16 protein-coding genes are annotated in these 18,427 nt (G+C 71.2%); 5 read left to right on the top strand and 11 right to left on the bottom strand.

What is annotated here, in order from left to right; genetic code table 11:
- Positions 1–2 precede the first annotated feature (2 nt).
- From IO20_RS0108220 to IO20_RS0108210, 3 genes are all read left to right on the top strand, one after another.
- Positions 3–722, top strand: coding sequence for an ABC transporter permease (locus IO20_RS0108220; protein WP_030549709.1), 720 nt, complete (start codon positions 3–5; stop codon positions 720–722).
- Positions 723–927: 205 nt separating this feature from the next.
- A complete protein-coding gene (lpdA, locus tag IO20_RS0108215; protein ID WP_030549708.1) occupies positions 928–2,331 on the top strand; it encodes a dihydrolipoyl dehydrogenase in 1,404 nt (467 codons plus the stop codon).
- An 88-nt stretch (positions 2,332–2,419) separates the two neighbouring features.
- Positions 2,420–2,989 carry a rhomboid-like protein gene (locus IO20_RS0108210; protein ID WP_425423701.1) on the top strand — a complete coding sequence of 190 codons (570 nt, stop codon included), beginning with the start codon at positions 2,420–2,422 and terminating at the stop codon, positions 2,987–2,989.
- 184 nt (positions 2,990–3,173) lie between these two features.
- On the opposite strand, the gene IO20_RS0108205 is transcribed toward IO20_RS0108210, so the two are convergent.
- From IO20_RS0108205 to IO20_RS0108165, 9 genes are all read right to left on the bottom strand, one after another.
- Positions 3,174–3,980: an HAD family hydrolase gene (locus tag IO20_RS0108205; protein WP_030549706.1), complete on the bottom strand. Its 807-nt coding sequence runs from the start codon at positions 3,978–3,980 to the stop codon at positions 3,174–3,176.
- Positions 3,977–5,266, bottom strand: a complete 1,290-nt coding sequence (gene serS, locus IO20_RS0108200) for a serine--tRNA ligase (RefSeq protein WP_030549705.1) — start codon at positions 5,264–5,266, stop codon at positions 3,977–3,979. Before serS ends, IO20_RS0108205 begins: the two co-directional genes overlap by 4 nt.
- Before the next feature lie 484 nt (positions 5,267–5,750).
- Complete coding sequence (pheA, locus tag IO20_RS0108195) at positions 5,751–6,686, bottom strand: prephenate dehydratase (protein ID WP_030549704.1); 936 nt, start codon at positions 6,684–6,686, stop codon at positions 5,751–5,753.
- Positions 6,687–6,734: 48 nt separating this feature from the next.
- Positions 6,735–8,009, bottom strand: coding sequence for an iron uptake transporter deferrochelatase/peroxidase subunit (gene efeB / locus IO20_RS0108190; protein WP_030549703.1), 1,275 nt, complete (start codon positions 8,007–8,009; stop codon positions 6,735–6,737).
- Positions 8,010–8,012: 3 nt separating this feature from the next.
- On the bottom strand, positions 8,013–10,001 hold the full coding sequence (locus tag IO20_RS0108185; RefSeq protein ID WP_030549702.1) for a copper resistance CopC/CopD family protein: 1,989 nt from the start codon (positions 9,999–10,001) through the stop codon (positions 8,013–8,015).
- A 53-nt stretch (positions 10,002–10,054) separates the two neighbouring features.
- Positions 10,055–10,513, bottom strand: a complete 459-nt coding sequence (locus IO20_RS0108180; protein WP_030549701.1) for a copper chaperone PCu(A)C — start codon at positions 10,511–10,513, stop codon at positions 10,055–10,057.
- The gene (locus IO20_RS0108175) at positions 10,510–11,229 is read right to left on the bottom strand and encodes an SCO family protein (RefSeq protein WP_078945976.1); all 720 of its coding nucleotides are present in this window, start codon (positions 11,227–11,229) and stop codon (positions 10,510–10,512) included. The genes IO20_RS0108180 and IO20_RS0108175 overlap by 4 nt, the downstream gene beginning before the upstream one ends.
- Before the next feature lie 36 nt (positions 11,230–11,265).
- On the bottom strand, positions 11,266–12,087 hold the full coding sequence (locus tag IO20_RS0108170; protein ID WP_051874441.1) for a YcnI family copper-binding membrane protein: 822 nt from the start codon (positions 12,085–12,087) through the stop codon (positions 11,266–11,268).
- A 164-nt stretch (positions 12,088–12,251) separates the two neighbouring features.
- Complete coding sequence (locus IO20_RS0108165) at positions 12,252–13,049, bottom strand: hypothetical protein (RefSeq protein WP_051874440.1); 798 nt, start codon at positions 13,047–13,049, stop codon at positions 12,252–12,254.
- Positions 13,050–13,274: 225 nt separating this feature from the next.
- On the opposite strand from IO20_RS0108165, the gene IO20_RS0108160 reads away from it, so the two are divergent.
- The gene (locus tag IO20_RS0108160) at positions 13,275–13,727 is read left to right on the top strand and encodes an ATP-binding protein (RefSeq protein WP_030549697.1); all 453 of its coding nucleotides are present in this window, start codon (positions 13,275–13,277) and stop codon (positions 13,725–13,727) included.
- 75 nt (positions 13,728–13,802) lie between these two features.
- Here the strand turns inward: IO20_RS0108160 and IO20_RS0108155 are convergent, their stop codons facing one another.
- Positions 13,803–15,266, bottom strand: coding sequence for an aminopeptidase P family protein (locus IO20_RS0108155; RefSeq protein ID WP_030204818.1), 1,464 nt, complete (start codon positions 15,264–15,266; stop codon positions 13,803–13,805).
- Positions 15,267–15,379: 113 nt separating this feature from the next.
- Complete coding sequence (locus tag IO20_RS0108150) at positions 15,380–16,831, bottom strand: PP2C family protein-serine/threonine phosphatase (RefSeq protein WP_078945975.1); 1,452 nt, start codon at positions 16,829–16,831, stop codon at positions 15,380–15,382.
- 658 nt (positions 16,832–17,489) lie between these two features.
- Here IO20_RS0108150 and IO20_RS0108145 point away from each other — a divergent pair.
- A complete protein-coding gene (locus IO20_RS0108145) occupies positions 17,490–18,170 on the top strand; it encodes a bifunctional DNA primase/polymerase (protein ID WP_030549695.1) in 681 nt (226 codons plus the stop codon).
- The last annotated feature ends 257 nt before the right edge of the window (positions 18,171–18,427 follow it).

The raw sequence follows: 18,427 nt of genomic DNA, 5'->3' as shown, positions 1-18,427 counted from the left end.
CGATGTACAACCCCACAGTCGCCCGGCTCACCTACCGGGCCCTCCTCGGCCGCCGCAGGGCCCTGATCCTCTTCCTGCTGCCCGCCATGCTGCTGGTCATCGCGGCGGCCGTGCGCGCCTTCAACGGCGCGGACGACCAGGTCGCCGCGGATGTCCTCGGCGGCTTCGCGCTGGCCACGATGGTGCCGCTGATCGGCGTGATCGCCGGAACGGGCGCGATCGGGCCGGAGATCGACGACGGCTCGATCGTCTACCTGCTGTCCAAGCCGGTGAAGCGCTCCTCGATCATCTTCACGAAGCTGATCGTGGCCATCGCCGTGACCATGGTCTTCTCGGCGGTGCCGACGTTCGTCGCCGGGTACATCCTCAACGGCAACGGGCAGCAGGTGGCCGTGGCCTACACGGTCGCCGCCCTGGTGGCCTCCATCGCGTACAGCGCGCTGTTCCTGCTGCTCGGCACGGTCAGCCGGCACGCGGTGGTCATCGGCCTGGTCTACGCACTGGTGTGGGAGACCCTCTTCGGCTCCCTGATCGCGGGTGCGCGGACCCTCAGCGTCCAGCAGTGGGCGCTGGCACTCGCGCAGAAGGTCACCGGCGACGGCCTGATCACCTCCGACGTCGCGCTCCCCACAGCGGTGGCGCTCCTCGCGGCGGTCACGGTCGTGGCGACCTGGTTCGCCGGCCACAAGCTCAGCAGACTCACCCTGGCCGGCGAGGAGTAGAGCCGGGGAGCAGCACAACCGGTAACCACGATGCGGTACGACTCCGCGGGCCGACGCCCCACCCCGGGAGCCCCACCCCGGAGCCGTACCGCGACCCCTCCACCCCGGACCGCCCGATCCCGAGCCGCCTCGGCCCCCGACAGACACCGGACTACTGTGGGGCCGTACGCGGACCGAACACCCTCATCACCCTCGGGAGTCAGTCATGTCAGACCGCTTCGACGTCGTCGTACTCGGAGCTGGCCCCGGCGGCTACGTCGCCGCCATCCGCGCCGCCCAGCTGGGCAAGCGGGTCGCGGTCGTCGAGGAGAAGTACTGGGGCGGTGTCTGCCTGAACGTCGGCTGCATCCCCACCAAGGCGCTGCTGCGCAACGCCGAACTCGCCCACATCTTCAACCACGAGGCCAAGACCTTCGGCATCAAGGTCGACGGCACCGTCACCTTCGACTACGGCGACGCCTACCGCCGCAGCCGCTCGGTCGCGGACGGCCGCGTCAAGGGCGTCCACTTCCTGATGAAGAAGAACGGGATCACCGAGTTCACCGGCCGGGGCACGTTCCTCGACGCGCACACCCTCCAGGTGGCCAAGGCCGACGGCACCTCGGAGACGATCAGCTTCGACAACTGCATCATCGCCACCGGCGCCACCCCGCGGCTGCTCCCGGGCACCGCCCGCAGCGAGCGCGTCGTGTCGTACGAGGAGCAGATCCTCGCCGAGGACGCCCCGAAGTCGATCGTCATCGCCGGCGCCGGCGCCATCGGCATCGAGTTCGCGTACGTCCTCAACAACTACGGCACCAAGGTCACGATCGTCGAGTTCCTCGACCGGATCGCCCCGCTGGAGGACGAGGAGGTCTCCAAGGAGCTGGCGAAGCAGTACCGCAAGCTCGGGATCGACGTCCTGACCTCCACCCGCGTGGAGACCATCGACGAGTCCGGCCCGCAGGTCCGCGTCACCGTCACCGGCAAGGACGGCGCCCAGAAGGTGCTGGAGGCCGACAAGGTCCTCCAGGCCATCGGCTTCGCCCCGAACGTCACCGGCTACGGCCTGGAGGCGACCGGCGTCGCCCTGACCGAGCGCGGCGCGATCGACGTCGACGGCCGCTGCCGCACCTCCGTGCCGCACATCTACGCCATCGGCGACGTCACGGCGAAGCTGATGCTCGCGCACACCGCCGAGGCCATGGGCGTCATCGCCGCCGAGACCATCGGGGACGCCGAGACCATGGAGCTCGACTACCCGATGATCCCGCGCGCCACCTACTGCCAGCCGCAGATCGCCAGCTTCGGCTGGACCGAGGCGCAGGCCCGCGAGAAGGGCTTCGACGTCAAGGTCGCCAAGTTCCCCTTCGTGGCGAACGGCAAGGCGCACGGTCTCGGCGACGCCACCGGCTTCGTCAAGATCATCGCGGACGGGACGCACGGCGAGATCATCGGCGCCCATCTGATCGGCCCCGACGTCACCGAGCTGCTGCCCGAGCTGACCCTGGCCCAGCAGTGGGACCTCACCGTCCACGAGGTCGCGCGGAACGTCCACGCGCACCCCACACTGGGCGAGGCCGTGAAGGAAGCGATCCACGGCATCGCCGGACACATGATCAATTTCTGAGGTTCTCCCGGCTTCAGGTGATAGGCACGGTCACGTGCCGCCTGAGACCTCCCCGGGTGGCGAACCGTCCCGACCGATCAGGTCGTGGGTGCGTTCGTCACCCGGTACTCATCTCTGGCTGGCGATCATCGCGATCACCAGCCTCGTCATCGCGCTGTCCCCCGACGGCCTCGACACCTATCTCCTCCACCGCAACAGCAGCAATCTCCACCAGCTGTCGCACCACCCGCTGCGTGCCCTGCTCGGCAGCGCGTTCTGGATCGAGAACCCGGCCGACCTCCTGCTGTACGCGGCGCTCTTCGAGCTGCTCCACGCCCCGGTCGAACGCTGGCTCGGCACCCCGACCTGGCTCTTCACCGTCGCCACGGCGCACATCGCGGCGACCCTCATCAGCCAGCAGATCGTCCTGCTGGCCATCCGCGAGCACGACGTGCCGCGCAGCATGGCGCACGTCGTCGACATCGGGGTCAGCTACGGCCTCGCCGCCTCGGCGGGCATCCTCGCCTACCGGCCGGCCCTCCCCTGGCGTCCGCCCTACCTCGTCGGCGTGGTGGCCTTCTTCGTCGTGCCGCTCCTCTGCGACCGCACGTACACCGACCTCGGGCACGCGATCTCCCTGGCGACCGGTCTCGCCTGCTACCCGCTGACCCGCGGATAACCAGTCGCTCACGAACAGGGGCGCGGCGCACACTAGTTGTACGGGGGAAACGGGGGATCTCCCGTCAGCGGCCGCTTCGAGCGCGCGGGACGTACGTCCGCGCGAGGCCGTGCACGGCGAAGGCCCGCTCCTTGGAGGAGCGGGCCTTCGTACGCTTGCCAGGAGGCGGATTCAGGAGGCCGGCTCAGGCCGCCAGCAGGCGCTCCAGGACGAGCGCGATGCCGTCGTCCTCGTTCGAGGCGGTCACCTCGTCCGCGACCGCCCGCAGCTCCTCGTGCGCGTTGCCCATGGCCACGCCGTGGGCCGCCCAGCCGAACATCGGGATGTCGTTCGGCATGTCGCCGAAGGCGATCGTCTCCGCGGCCTTCACGCCCAGACGGCGTGCGGCGAGCGACAGACCGGTCGCCTTGCTCAGCCCGAGCGGCAGGATCTCCACGATGCCGGGGCCGGCCATCACGATGTCGACGAGACCGCCGACCGTCTGGCGGGCGGCCAGCGTCAGCTCGTCGTCCGTCAGCGTCGGGTGCTGGAGGTAGAGCTTGGTCAGCGGCGCCGCCCACAGCTCCGCCGGGTCCTCGTACGGCACGTAGGGCAGGGGCCCTTCATGGGCCCGGTAGCCGGGACCCATCAGGACCTCGCCCTCCAGGCCGTCGCGGCTCGCGGCCAGTGCCACCGGGCCGACCTCCGCCTCGATCTTGGAGAGCGCGAGCCCCGCGAGCTGCCGGTCCAGCGTCAGCGAGGTGAGCAGCCGGTGCTCCCCCGCGTGGTAGACCTGCGCGCCCTGCCCGCACACCGCGATTCCCTCGTAGCCGAGGTCGTCCAGGATGTGCCGGGTCCAGGGCACCGCACGGCCGGTGACGACGATGTGCGCGGCGCCCGCCGCCGTGACGGCGGCGAGCGCGTCGCGCGTACGGCCCGAGACGGACTCGTCGGACCGCAGCAGCGTGCCGTCGAGGTCCGTCGCGACGAGGCGGTAGGGGAAGGAGCTCACTTGGCGATCGGCTCCAGGACCTCTCGGCCGCCGAGGTAGGGCCGCAGCATCTCCGGCACCCGCACGGAACCGTCGGCCAGCTGGTGGTTCTCCAGGATCGCCACGATCGTGCGCGGTACGGCGCACAGCGTGCCGTTCAGGGTGGCCAGCGGCTGCACGGTCTTCTTGCCGCCCTGCTCGTCGCGCATCCGGACGGAGAGGCGGCGCGCCTGGAAGCTGTTGCAGTTCGAGGCCGAGGTCAGCTCGCGGTACTTGCCCTGGGTCGGGATCCAGGCCTCGCAGTCGAACTTGCGGGAGGCGGAGGCGCCGAGGTCACCGGTGGCGACGTCGATGACCTGGAACGGCAGCTCCAGACCGGTCAGCCACTGCTTCTCCCATTCCAGGAGCCGCTTGTGCTCGGCCTCGGCGTCGTCCGGCGCGACGTACGAGAACATCTCGACCTTGTCGAACTGGTGGACGCGGAAGATGCCCCGGGTGTCCTTGCCGTACGTGCCGGCCTCGCGGCGGAAGCAGGGCGAGAAGCCCGCGTACCGCAGCGGCAGCTTGTCGGCGTCGATGATCTCGTCCATGTGGTACGCCGCGAGGGGCACCTCGGACGTGCCGACGAGGTAGTAGTCGTCCTTCTCCAGGTGGTACACGTTCTCCGCGGCCTGGCCGAGGAAGCCGGTGCCCTCCATGGCGCGGGGACGGACCAGCGCCGGGGTCAGCATGGGGATGAAGCCGGCCTCGGTGGCCTGGGCGATCGCCGCGTTGACCAGGGCGAGCTCCAGGAGCGCGCCGACGCCGGTCAGGTAGTAGAAGCGCGAGCCGGAGACCTTGGCGCCCCGCTCCACGTCGATGGCGCCGAGCGCCTCGCCGAGTTCCAGGTGGTCCTTGGGATCGAAGCCCTCGGCCGCGAAGTCGCGGATGGTGCCGTGCGTCTCCAGGACGACGAAGTCCTCCTCGCCGCCGACGGGCACGTCCGCGTGGACGATGTTGCCGAGCCGGAGCAGGAGCTGCTTGGCCGTCTCGTCGGCCTCGTTCTGCTCGGCCTCGGCGGCCTTGACGTCGGTCTTGAGCCGCTCGGCCTTCTGGAGGAGTTCGGCGCGCTCCTCGGGGGTGGCCCTGGGGATCAGCTTGCCGAGCGCCCTCTGCTCGGATCGGAGCTCGTCGAAGCGGACGCCGGACGACCTGCGCCGTTCATCGGCGGAGAGCAGGGCGTCGACGAGCGCGACGTCCTCTCCACGGGCGCGCTGGGAGGCGCGAACACGGTCGGGGTCCTCACGGAGCAGGCGAAGGTCAATCACCCCACCAGGCTACCGGTGCCCGTTCGCCCGCCCCCACCGGATAACGTCACGCGTGTTGTTTTGCCCGAATTGACGGTCGGGGAATTGGAGTGATCCAGACCCGCGCATTCAGTTATCCACAGGCTGTGCGGAAGATCTGTGGACTGCTGGGAAGATCGCGTGGATTTCCCGCTCCGCGCCTGGGAATTCCGTGATCAAACGTCATTGAGGCACTCATTTGGGTGGGAATTGCTCGCTCCAAAGAGTGTGTCGAGCGAAGTGTGCTGACGGTGGAGCCCCTGGGCGCTGTGGACAGGCGCGATGCGGCCGGGAGTGGCTAGGGCGATTTGTCGACCTTGTCGGGGCGAGCTGTCGACTTGTCCCCAGGCTGCGGGAAGCCCCTGTGGATAACTGCTGTGGGTAACTGAAAAAATGCAGGTAGGACTATCGGTTCGGGCCTGTGGACGAACGCCCCCGGCGAAGGGGGCGTTCCGTCACCATCGGGTCAGGCCCGACCGTCCTGGGCCCTCGCCAGCCAGTCGGAGGCCGCCATGAACTCCCCGTCCGAGGTGCCGCGCCGCAGCGCCCGTACGTCCGCCACCGCCACGCCCGCCCTCGGATACGAGCCGAGGAAGCGCACCTGGGGGCAGATCCGCTTGAGCCCCATCAGCGCCTCGCCCACCCGCCGGTCCGAGATATGGCCCTCGGCGTCCACGGCGAAGCAGTAGTTCCCGATCCCCGCCCCCGTGGGCCGGGACTGGATCAGCATCAGGTTCACCCCGCGCACCGCGAATTCCTGGAGCAGTTCGAGGAGGGCACCCGGATGATCGTCACCCAGCCACAGCACCACCGAGGTCTTGTCCGCGCCGGTCGGGGCCGCCGGCCTGGCGGGCCGTCCCACCAGCACGAATCGTGTCTCGGCGTTCTCCGCGTCGTGGATCTCGGTGACCAGCGCTTCGAGGCCGTACGTGGCCGCCGCGAACTCCCCCGCGAAGGCGGCGTCGAAGCGGCCCTCCTGGACCAGCCGGGCGCCGTCCGCGTTGGACGCGGCCGACTCCCACAGGGCCTCGGGCAGGTTCGCCCGCATCCAGTTGCGGACCTGCGGCTGGGCCACCGGGTGGCCCGTCACCGTCTTGATGTCCGACAACTTGGTCCCCGGCCGCACGAGCAGCGCGAAGGCGATCGGCAGCAGCACCTCGCGGTAGATCATCAGCGGCTCGCCCGAGGCCAGCTCGTCCAGGGTCGCGGTCACCCCGCCCTCGACCGAGTTCTCGATCGGCACGAGCGCGGCGGCGGCCTCCCCGTTCCGTACGGCGTCGAGTGCGGCCGGGACCGAGACCATGGGGACGAGTTCCCTCGTCGCGGCCTCGGGCAGCGTACGCAGCGCGGCCTCGGTGAAGGTGCCCTCGGGGCCGAGATACGTGTACCGGGTGGCGGACATACCGTCACCCTAATGGGCGCCGGGGTCGCGGGCGGCCCCTCCGAGAGGTCACGACTCCAGAAGCCGCTGCCCCACGTACTCGCCCTCGGCGGGGCCGCCCGGGACGGCGAAGAGGCCACTCGACTCGTGACGGATGAACGCGGACAGCGCGTCGCCCCGGTCGAGCTTGCGCTGCACCGGGACGAAGCCCCGGAGCGGATCCGCCTGCCAGCAGACGAAGAGAAGACCGGCGTCCGGCGTCCCGTCGGGTCCGATGCCGTCATGGAAGGAGAACGGCCTGCGCAGCATCGCCGCCCCGCCGTTCTGTTCGGGGGCGGAGATCCGGGAGTGCGCGTTGTCCGGGATGACCAGCTCCCCGTCGGGACCGAACTTGTTCAGGTCCAACTCGGTGGTCTCCGTGCCGCCGGTGAGCGGGGCCCCGTCGGACTTCCGGCGCCCGATCACCTTCTCCTGCCGGTCGAGCGGCAGCTTCTCCCAGTCGTCCAGCAGCATCCGGATCCGGCGCACCACCACGTAGGAGCCGCCGGCCATCCACTCCTCCGCGCCGGCGACTCCGGCCGGGACGAAGATCCGCCGGTCGAAGTCGGGATCGGTCACCTTCGGGTTGCCGGTGCCGTCGACCTGGCCCATGAGGTTGCGGGCGGTCATGGGCTTCGCGGTGGCGCCGGCCGAGCGGTTGAAGCCGTTCATCTGCCAGCGCACCCGGGCCGCGTCGCCCGCGTCCTTCTGCAGCGCGCGCAGCGCGTGGAAGGCGACGAGGGCGTCGTCGGCACCGATCTGCACCCACAGGTCGCCCTCCGAGCGCCGGGGATCCAGCGCATCGGCGGAGAACGCGGGCAGCGGGTCGAGCTTGCTGGGGCGGCGCGCGGCGAGTCCGGTGCGGTCGAAGAACGTACGGCCGAAGCCGAACGTGACCGTGAGGGACGAGGGGCCCGCGTCGAGCGCGATACCGGTGTCCCCGGTGGGAGCCTCGCCCGACATCACGGCCTTCGCCGTCGCCGACCAGCGGCGCAGCAGAGCGACGGCCTCCTTGCGGCCGGCACCCGGCGCGAGGTCGAAGGCGATCAGATGGCCACGCGACTGAAGGGGGTCGGTGATGCCCGCCTGATGTTTCCCGTGAAACATCACCTCGGTCGCACCGACCGTGGTCAGTGCCGGGGAGCCGCCGGCGCCGGTCCCGGCGGTGGCGTCGGAGTCGCCCGACACGGCCGAGGCGACGCCGACGCCACCGGCCGCGCCGATGACGAGCCCGGCCGCGCCCGCGGCGCCGACGGTGCCGAGCAGGCGACGTCGGGAGATCTCAAGGTTGTCGTTCTCGGTCACGGGTCAGCCGATCTTCACGTTCTTGTCGATGGTGGTCTGGTCGATCTCGGAGGTACGGACGGTCACCTGGATCCGCCACTCGCCGGACATCGGGATCTGGACGCCGCTGGCGGTCCAATGGCCGGTCTGGATCCGGTCGGGGGCCACGGGCAGCGGGCCGACGTTCTTCGCCTCCAGGGTGAGGGCGACCTTGATCTCGGGAACGTCCAGGGGCTTGCCGTTGGGGCGCTCGACGAAGAGGTGGAGGGCGTTGGCGCCGGTGCGGCCAGGGTCGAGGCTGAGCCGGACGACTCCCTTGCCGTCGACGCCGCCGGTGTCGAAGGGCAGCCGGATGTCGACGGGCCGGTCGGGTACGGCGGCGGGACCGGAGGCGGCGGCGCCCTGAGCGGCCTCCTCCTCGGTGCGGCCGGGCTCGGTCGAGGTGAGGACGGTGGTCACGGCCAGGAGCACGACGGCGACGGCCGCCTCGGTCAGCACGGAGCGGCGCAGACCGGCCCGCTCGGGGTCGGCGTCCCGCTCCCGCTTGCGGCGCGCGGTGGCGACGGCGGCGCGCTGCCGGGCGAGCTGAGCGGCCCGCTGGGGGTCGACGGCTTCGGCCCCCGAGGCCGCCTCCTCGGTTTCCTCGGGCTCGTCGGCTTCGTCCGTCCCCTTGGCCTCCTCGCCATCCTCGGCCTTGTCAGCCGCCTCAGCCGCCTCAGCCGCCTCAGCCGCCTCAGCCGCCTCAGCCGCCTCGGCCGCTTCGGACGGCGTCGGGTCGGCGAGGCGCTGGATCCAGCGGCGCGAGATCCACGCGATGCCGAGGAGGACGCACATCAGGCCGATCTTGACGAGCAGCAGTTGCCCGTAGCGCGTTCCCGTCAGCGCCGACCAGGAACCGACCTGGCGCCAGGACTGGTAGAGCCCGGTGGCCGCGAGGACGGCCACCGCGCCGAAGGCCACCTTGGAGAAGCGCTCGACCGCCGAGCGTTCGACGGACGGCGCCCGGTAGAGGGACACCAGCAGCACCGTGAGACCGCCGAGCCAGGCGGCGACGGCGAGGAGGTGCAGGATGTCGACCGGCATGGCGATGCCCGGCTGGAGACCGGTCGAGGCGTGCTCGGCCAGGGCCCAGGTGCCGGCGATACCGGCCGCGACGACGCTGCCGCCGATGGCGAGCCCGAAGGTGAGGTCCTTCTTCTCCTTCGGGTCGGTGCGCCGGGCGTAGGCGCCGAAGAGGACGGCCACGAAGAGCGCGGCCGCGCCGAGGAGCAGCAGCCGGGAGGTGAGCGCGGCCCCCGTCTTGGTCTCCAGGACGGACTTCAGGCCGGCCAGGTCGAAGGCGTCGGAGAGTTCGCCGGAGCCGGTGTACGGGTTGCGCAGCAGCAGCATGGCGAGGGTGGCGCCGGTGAGGGTCAGCCACCCCCGGACCACCGTCTGCTGGACGGGCCGGACGCTCGCACCGCGCGGCCAGCAGGCCAGGACGAAGGCGCCGCCGCCGACGAGGACGGCGAATCCGGCGTACGAGAGGTAGCGCGAGATGCCGTAGAGGGCGCCGACCAGGCCGCCGCCCGCCGTCCGGTCGGGCAGGGCTACGGACGTCGTGGAGGGGGCGCCGATGGAGAAGGTGAAGGCGCCGGAGATGGGGTGGCTGTCGGCCGAGACGGTCTGCCAGGCGACGGTGTACGTACCGTCGGGCAGACCGGCGCGGAGCCCCACCCCGTACCGGACGACGGAACCGCTGCACAGGTCGCGTATCTCGCCGGTGTCGGCCCGCCGGCCCGCCGGGTCGAGGACCCGGATGGAGTCGGCGCTCATGGCGACCTGTTCGGAGAAGGTGAGGTTGACCTCCTTGGGCGCGGTGGCGACCACCGCCCCGTCCTTCGGATCGCTTCCGGTCAGCGCCGCGTGCGCGGACGCGGGGGCGGCACCGGCGAGCAGCGTGCCGAGCAGCGCGGCCGCGAGGATCAGCAGCCGGGCCAGGGCGGTACCGAGGCGCGGGGCGGTGGTTGTCATCTCTGGGTCACTCCGTCAGTTCTGTCTGCATTCCGTCAACGCAGTCAGTGCGCTCAGTGCTGCCGCGGGTTGTGGTTGGCGGCTTCGACGGGAAGATCGACCTCGATGGGGTCGGACTTCTCGAAGTGGAGCTCGATGCTGACCTTCTCGCCCTGCTTCGGCTTCTTCTTCAGCTCCATGAACATGATGTGGTTGCCGCCCCGTTCGAGGGAGAGCGTGCCGTTGGCAGGGATGTCGAAGGACTTCACCTCCTGCATCTTCTGGTTCTTCGTCTCGTGGATCGTGACGTCGTCCGAGATGGGGCTGGTGACCGAGGTGAGCTTGTCCGCCGTGCCGCTGCTGTTGGTGATGGTGAGGAAGCCACCGGCCATGTCCATCACCGGCTGGGGCATGAACGCGCCGCTGACCTTGAGTTCGGGCTTGTCGCCACCCGACGAGGACGAACACCCGGTCAGCGCGAGAGCGGCGGCGAGCGCCACGGTGGCGGACAGGGCGGTGGTGCGGCGGTTCACGGGTTCTCCCCCTTGATGAGCTTCGGCAGGTCCTTGGCGTAGTCGTCGACGCTCGCGTCCTCGCCGTACAGGACGTAGCCCTGGTCGGTCGTGGGCGAGAAGGCGATCACCTGTGCTCCGTGCATGGAGACGACCTTGCCGTCCGTCCCCTTCTTCGGCGGGTCGATGCCGATGCCGATCTGCCGGGCCCCGGCCTGGATGGCGGAGAAGTCGCCGGTGAGACCGGTGAAGGAGGAGTCGCCGGCGGCGGGCAGCCACTTGGCGAGTTCGGCGGGGGTGTCCCGCTCGGGATCGGTGGTGACGAAGACGACCTGGAGCTTGTCCTGGTCGGCCTTGGGCAGCTGCTTCTTGGCGATGGCGATGTTGCTCATCGTCATGGGGCAGACGTCGGGGCAGTGGGTGTAGCCGAAGTAGATGAGCGTCGGCTTGCCCTTGGTCCGCTCGCGCAGGTCGTACTTCTCGCCCTTGGTGTCGGTGAGGACGAGCGCGGGCTTGGTGAAGGGGCGGTCGAGGACCGTGGCGGCCTTGGTGGGGTCGGTGCCCCCGGAGACCTCCGCGACCGAGCTGGAGCCGGTGTTCGCAGGCTTGTCGTCGTCGCCGAGGCTGACGGCGGCGGTGATACCGAGTGCGGCGACGATCGCGACCGCGGCGACGATCAGCGGGGTGCGCCGCCCGGGACGGGCCGTGTCCGCCCCGGGCGTCTTCTCTGCAGACATGGTGCTTCTTTCGGGTTTATCGGGTGGGTGCGGCCGTCAGAGCGCGCGGCGACGACCGGCCAGGACGCCGAAGGCGACGCCGGCGACACCGACGAGGATGCCGAGGACGCCGAGGATCCGGGCCGTGGTGTCGGAGGAGTCGGCGGCGGTCTCCTTGTGCGAGGCCGTCTTGTCCTCGTGACCGGCCTTCTCGTCGGCGGAGGCGGACGGGGCGGCCGAGGCGCCTCCGGTCGGGGTGGCGGCAGCGCCGTGGTGGTCGGCGGAGGCGGCGGAGAGCTTCAGGACGGGGGCCGGGTTCTGCGGCTCCTCCGCGCCCTCCTTCTGCTCCTCGATCCAGCGCACGACCTCCTTGTTGTCGTACGTCTGGATCGCCTTCAGGACCAGCTGGTCGGTGTCCTCGGGCAGCCGGCCGAGGGAGAGCGGGAACTGCTGGAACTGGCCGGGTCCGATCTTCGAACCGTCGGCGGTCCAGGTCACCTTGGAGACGGCCTCGTTGATCGTCTTGCCGTGCAGCTCCAGCGGCTTGCTGAGCTTGCTCCTCGTCACCTCGGCCTTCCAGCCGGGAACGGGCTGCGGCATGACGGAGGCGAGCGGGTGGTCGAGGGGGAAGTTGACCTCGACCTTCACGGTGGAGGCGTTGTCGCGTTCGTTCGGGACCTTGATGTTGACGGTCGCGTAGCCGCCCTTGGCGGCCTCACCCTCCGGCTGCACGCTCACGTGAGCGAAGGCCGTGCCGGACAGCAGCACGACGGAGGAGAGGGCGATGCCACCGGCGAGGGCGACGCGGGCAGCGGAGACGCGGGGAGCAGTGACACGGGAAGCAGCGATACGGGAGGAGGAGACACGGAAAACGGTCATGGCAGAAGACACTCCAGCTCGGAGAAGGACGGTGGGTTCCGGCACGCCGACGGAGGGAGAACTCCGCGGGCGTGCGGACGTGCGCGGCCCCCGTTCCCTCCGAGCGGACCGCGCGCGATGGCTGCGGCGGACTACGGCGGGTGCGGAGGACTGCGTCAGCCTGGTCAGGCTGCGAGGACGCAGTCGGCGGCCGGCGGGCCGCGCCTGATCACCGTGTTCCTGAGGGCCTCGGCCACCGGCGGCGGCGACGAGTCGGAGGCCGAACGGACCGTTCGCACCGGCCCCGTGTGCCGCGCCGTCGGAAGCCCGCTGAGCAGCGCCCGTACGAGACGGAACGCTGCCCGCAGCGAGCGGACGAGGGCGCACTCGGCGAACTCCGTGGCGCCCTGCCCGGAGAGTTCGACGAGGCGGCTCAGGGCGTGGTCGCCGCGCCGCAGCAGCCAACCGGTGGCGAGCGCGGCGAGCAGGTGGCCGAGGAGCATGGGCAGCCCGGGCAGCAGCTCACCGGCGGGCGCGGTCGCCGAGGCGGCCGTGTGTCCCGCGTGGGCCTGCGCGGCGGTCGTCCCCACGGCGGCCGGGTCGAGACCGGCGTCGCGGACGATCCGGGCGGCGTCTGCGGAGCTGAGGGAACCGGTCCCGGCTCCGCACACCAGCCGGGCCGCCATACGGACGAGGGCGTCGTCGGCCTGGGCGCTCAGGGCGAGCGAGCGCTGTCCCAGACCGAAGAGGACGTGCAGGCCGAGCTGTCCGCCGGCGAGGGCGCCGACGACGAAGCCGAGGGAGCGGTCCCGTCCGGTGAGGAGGAGGGTGATGCCGAAGACGCCGAGGAACCCGGCGAGCATGGTCCACAGGGCGATTCCCGCGCAGGCGGCGATGGCGTGCCCGAGCGCGGCCAGCACGACGCAGACCGCGGTGAACACCGCGGCCCTCAGCAGCCGTGGAGCGAGCGCGGGGGCAGTCATGGCGGGCCCATCATCGCACCAGGGACCCCACCGGCATGAGGCAGGTCCATAAGGTCGCTCTTGGCCGCCTTCGGGCCGACATGCACCGGCGTTCGGCCTGACATACACCGCGCCCGGACCCGGTGCATCCGCCGAACGAGCGCTCTTGTCGCCTCCGGGCGCTTACGAAGGGTTCTGTCCGGCAATAGGTATCGGTATGTCGAGCCGCTGCCGGGAGGCTGGAGTATGAGCATCTGGTGGTCACTCCATCTGCGGCGCGAGGCCGCGAGCGTGCCGCTCGCCCGGCGGCTGCTGCTGGGCACGATGGAGACGGCGGGCGTAGACCCGGACGTGTCCTACGACCTGTCGGTCGCGCTGACCGAGGCTTGTGCGAACGCCGTCGAGCACGGCGGCGGCGGGCGCGGCCGGCCCCAGGGCGCGCCGACGGGGGCGTACCGGGTGACGGCGTACCTGGACGGCGAGACCTGCCGCATCGAGGTGGCGGATTCGGGGCCGGGCTTTCCCGGCGCCGAGGTGCCGACGGCCTCGGCGGACGCCGAGAACGGCCGGGGACTGCGGCTGATCGAGGAGCTGGCGGACCACGTGCACTTCGGCAACCGATCGGGCCGGGGCGGTGCCGTGGTCAGCTTCGACAAGATCCTGAAGTGGAAGGACACCCCTTCCCTGCTCATGGCGTGAGCCGGGCGGAGGCGTAGGGGAAGGGCCCCCGCCGGTCGGTCGGCGAGGGCCCTTCGGTTCCAACGTACGCGGAGATCAGCCCTTCAGCGCGGCCATCCACGCCTCGACCTCGTCGGAGCGGCGCGGCAGCGCGTCCGAGAGGTTCCGGTTGCCGTCCTCGGTGACGAGGATGTCGTCCTCGATCCGGACGCCGATGCCGCGGTACTCCTCCGGCACGGTCAGGTCGTCGGCCTGGAAGTACAGACCCGGCTCGACGGTCAGGCACATGCCCGGCGCGAGGGTCGTGTCGACATAGGCCTCGGTGCGCGCGGCGGCGCAGTCGTGGACGTCCATGCCGAGCATGTGGCCGGTGCCGTGCAGGGTCCAGCGGCGCTGGAGGCCCAGCTCCAGGACGCGCTCGACCGGGCCCTCGACGAGGCCCCACTCGACGAGCTTCTCGGCGAGGACGCGCTGGGCGGCGTCGTGGAAGTCGCGGTAGGCGGCGCCGGGCTTCACCGCGGCGATGCCCGCCTCCTGCGCCTCGTACACGGCGTCGTAGATCTTGCGCTGGAGCTCGGTGTACCGGCCGTTGATCGGCAGGGTGCGGGTGATGTCGGCGGTGTAGAGCTCGTTGGTCTCCACGCCGGCGTCGAGCAGCAGCAGGTCGCCGGAGCGCACGTCGCCGTCGTTGCGCACCCAGTGCAGGGTGGTGGCGTGGGGTCCCGCGGCGCAGATGGAGCCGTAGCCGATGTCGTTGCCCTCGACGCGGGCGCGCAGGAAGAAGGTGCCCTCGATGTAGCGCTCGCTGGTGGCCTCGGCCTTGTCGAGGACCTTGACGACGTCCTCGAAGCCGCGGGCGGTGGAGGCGCAGGCCTTCTCCAGCTCCGAGATCTCGAAGGAGTCCTTGATGAGACGGGCCTCGGAGAGGTAGACGCGGAGTTCCTCGTCGCGCTCGGCGGTGACCTTGTCGGTCAGGGCGGCCTCGATGCCGGCGTCGTGGCCGCGGACGTTGCGCACCGGGCCGGTGGCCTCGCGCAGCGCCCCTGCCAGCTCGCGGACGTCCTTCGCGGGGACGCCGAGGAGCTGCTCGGCCTCGGTGAGGGAGTGCCGGCGGCCGACCCACAGCTCGCCCTGGCCGTCGAGCCAGAACTCGCCGTTCTCGCGGTCGGAGCGCGGCAGCAGGTAGAGGGTCGCCTCGTGCCCGTCGGCCGTGGGCTCCAGGACGAGGACGCCGTCCTGCGTCTGGTCGCCGGTGAGGTAGGCGTATTCGGTGGAGGCGCGGAAGGCGTACTCGGTGTCGTTCGACCGGGTCTTCAGGTTGCCGGCGGGGATCACCAGGCGCTCGCCGGGGAAGCGGGCGGAGAGCGCGGCGCGGCGCGCGGCGGTCTTGTCGGCCTGGGCGATCGGCTCGAGGCCGTGCAGCTCGGTGTCGGCCCAGCCGGACTTCATGTTCTCGGCCAGCTCGTCGGACACGCCCGGGTACAGGCCGTTCTTCCGCTGCTTGATCGCCTGCTCTTCGGTCGTCTCTTCCGGGGTCTCCGGCGTGAGCTCCTCGGCCACGGGTCTGCCTCCTCTTGGTACGACACTGAACCCCCACCATCGTACGGTCGTACGGAAGGGGGCCCAGGGCCGGAAGACCCATTACCGGAATGTCACGCTCCGCTTAGTGGGATTCACTCGAAACGAGCGGCCAGGAGGACCACGTCCTCCCCGTCCACGGCGGTGCCGAGACCCTCGGGCAGCAGGGTCCGCAGGACGTGGTCGGCGACGGCGCCCGGGTCGCCCCGGTCGGCCTTCGGCACGCTCGCGGCCGCCGCGTGGAGGCGGGCGAAGGCGCGGTCCATGGCGTCGCCGGTACGGCGCAGCAGCCCGTCGGTGTAGAGAAGCACCGTTTCTCCAGGTGCCGGGGACAGCTCGACGCTCGGAGCCTCCCAGCAGGAGAGCATCCCGAGCGGCGCCGAGAGTGAGGTCTCGACGAACTCGGTGCGGTGCTCGCCGATGATCAGCGGCGGGGCGTGCCCGGCCCCTGCGAGGACGATCCGGCGCTGCGCCGGTTCGGCGTACGCGAAGAGCGCGGTCGCCGAGCGGGCGGGTTCGGTGAGCCTGAGGAGGAGTTCCAGGTCGGAGAGGACGGCGACGGGGTCCTCGCCCTCCATCACCGCGTACGCCCGGAGCGAGGCGCGCAGCCTTCCCATGGCGGCGAGTGCGCTGGGGCCGGTGCCGGAGACGGAGCCGACGGCGAGCCCGAGGGCGCCCTCGGGCAGCGGCAGCGCGTCGTACCAGTCGCCGCCGCCCCGGGGGTTGGTGCGGTGGCGGGCGGCGAGCTGGACGCCGGGGACGCGGGGGAGCCGGCTCGGGAGCAGCTCCTCCGCGATGGTGGAGACCTGGACGCGGGCGCGCTCGACCTGGAGGAGGCGGGCGAGGTGCTCGGTGGCGAAGCGGCCGTAGAGCCCGATGAGGTGGCGCTGGCGGTCGTTGGGTTCGGCGGGCTCGTCGTAGAGCCAGACGGCCGCGCCGAGCCGGCCGGTCTCCTCGGTGGCGAGGGGCAGGGCGTAGCTGGCGGCGTAGCCGAGGCGGGCGGCGACCTCGCGGTGGCGCGGGTCGAGGCCTTCCTCGGTGCGTACGTCGCGGATGGCGATCGGATCGGGGACGCGCTCGGGGTGGCCCGGATCGGGGAGGCCGTCGAGGAGGCGGCCGTAGCTGCTGGTGCCGCGCGGCACGGTCTCGATGGTGCCGAGGTCGGAGTGGGCGAGGCCGAGGCCGATGGTGGCGGCCGGGCCGAGTCCGTCGGCCGGTTCGAGCACGGCCATGCCGCGGCGGGCGCCGACGAGGGCGGAGCCGGCGCCGAGCACCTCGCGGAGGGCCTCGTCGAGGGAGGCGGTCCTGATGAGGCGCTCGGTGAGTTCGTGGAGGGTGGTGAGGTCGGAGACCCAGGCGGCCAGCCGGTCCTGGATCAGTGCCCCGGGTGGGGGGACCGTGTCGGAGGGGGGCGCCGCCGCGGGTACCCCGGGGTGGGGCGCCGTAGTGTGCGGGGGCCCGGGAACCGTGGAATCGATTCCAGCCACTTTCGGCATGTGTGGGGCGCTCATGTCAGTCGGCTTTCCGACCGGTGCGTTTGACGCCATAGCATCGCAAACCCCCATGTCATTCTGCGCCGCTCGATGCATCCACATGTACACGCACAAGAGGAGCGATGTCCAGCATTGTCCCCACGGGACTTGTGGTGTCCGTGGGGTTCCTCATGAGGTGGGACGCAAGGGTTGAAGTACGCGGCAAGTTGGCCGAAAATTGTCCCCGGTGTGCACCTTTTGCGGTCGACTGGCGTCGTTTGAAAGCGCGTCATTCCGAGCGTGCTGGGTACGTAATCGATGACAGGCAGGGGCAGTTGGAGCTGCCCCGGAACGTGAAGCGAAACCCCGGCGTCCTTCATGCCGCAGGCCGCGGCCCGTCACCGAGTGGCGGGGAACGTGTTCTGACCCGCCCTGGTTCTGACCCGGCTCCACCTCGTTCTGACCTGGCTCCACGTGGTACCGACCCGGCTCCATCCGGTCCTGACCTCCTGGTCCTGGCCTCGCGGCCCTGACTTCCGGTCCTGATCTCGCTCCACCGGCTCCATCCGGCTCAATCCGGTTCCACGTGGCTCCATCTGGTGACGGCCCGGCCGGCCCCGCTCCGCGACGGGGGCCGCCGTCCCGCCGACCCGGTACGCGCTGATACGCACGGTGAATTGTCCTGTACATGGTGTGATGTGGATTCGGCGTTCACGGAAAGGAACGAGCGCTCATGCGCGAGATCCTCGGAAGGCGACGCAGGCTCCGGTTCCGGCGCAAGGCGAGGACCGCCCGACTCGACGCGGCGGTCACCTTCGCCGTCGGGTGGAACTGGCCCGTCCTGCCGGGAGCGGCCCTGAGAGCGACGACCCGCACGGGGGCGGGGGCGGTCTGCTGCTGCCCCGACCCCGAGTGCGTGGTGCCCGGCGCCCACCCCTACGACCCCGGCCTGCTCGCGGCCACCACGGACGAGCGGATGATCCGCTGGTGGTGGACTCGGCGCCCCGACGCCCCGGTGGTGCTGGCCACGGGCGGCACCGCACCCTGCGCGGTCAGCCTGCCCGCGGTGGCGGGCGCGCGGGCGCTCGCCGCGCTCGACGCGGCGGGCATGCGGCTCGGTCCGGTGGTGGCGACCCCGACGCGGTGGTCGATCCTTGTCGCCCCGTACGGCCTCGAACGGCTCGGTGAGCTGCTGTACGCGAAGGACAGCGTGCCGAGCTCGCTACGGTTCCATGGAGAGGGCGGCTATCTGTTGCTGCCGCCCTCGGTCGCAGGTACCGGACAGGTGCGGTGGGAACGGGCGCCGCTCGCGGGCTCGGCCCGGCCGTGGCTGCCGGACGTGGAGGCGGTGGTCGACGCCCTGGTGGAGGCGAGCACGAGCACCCCGGGCGGCGGAAGCCGACTCGCGTACTAGGGGTGCGGGACCGGGCCGCCGACGCGTGCGGGTCGATCTCACGCGTGCGGGTCGATCTCACGCGTGCGTGCAAGGCGACCTCACTCGTGGGTGCGGGGCGGGGCACTTCCCCGCCCGAGGCCCCGGGCGCCCCGGTCGTTCACCCGAACGGGTGTGTCCCGGCCCTACTTCTCCGGGAAACGGGCGCGCGCCCGACCGGGCGCCCGCCGCCCGCCGATATGTTCAACCCACCGTTCAAGATCTCCAGCCGAGCAGGA

This window comes from Streptomyces exfoliatus (assembly GCF_000725545.1).
Taxonomy (GTDB): Bacteria; Actinomycetota; Actinomycetes; order Streptomycetales; family Streptomycetaceae; genus Streptomyces; species Streptomyces exfoliatus.
Note: the sequence above shows the minus strand (reverse complement) of the source record. Positions and strands in the feature narration are given on the sequence as shown.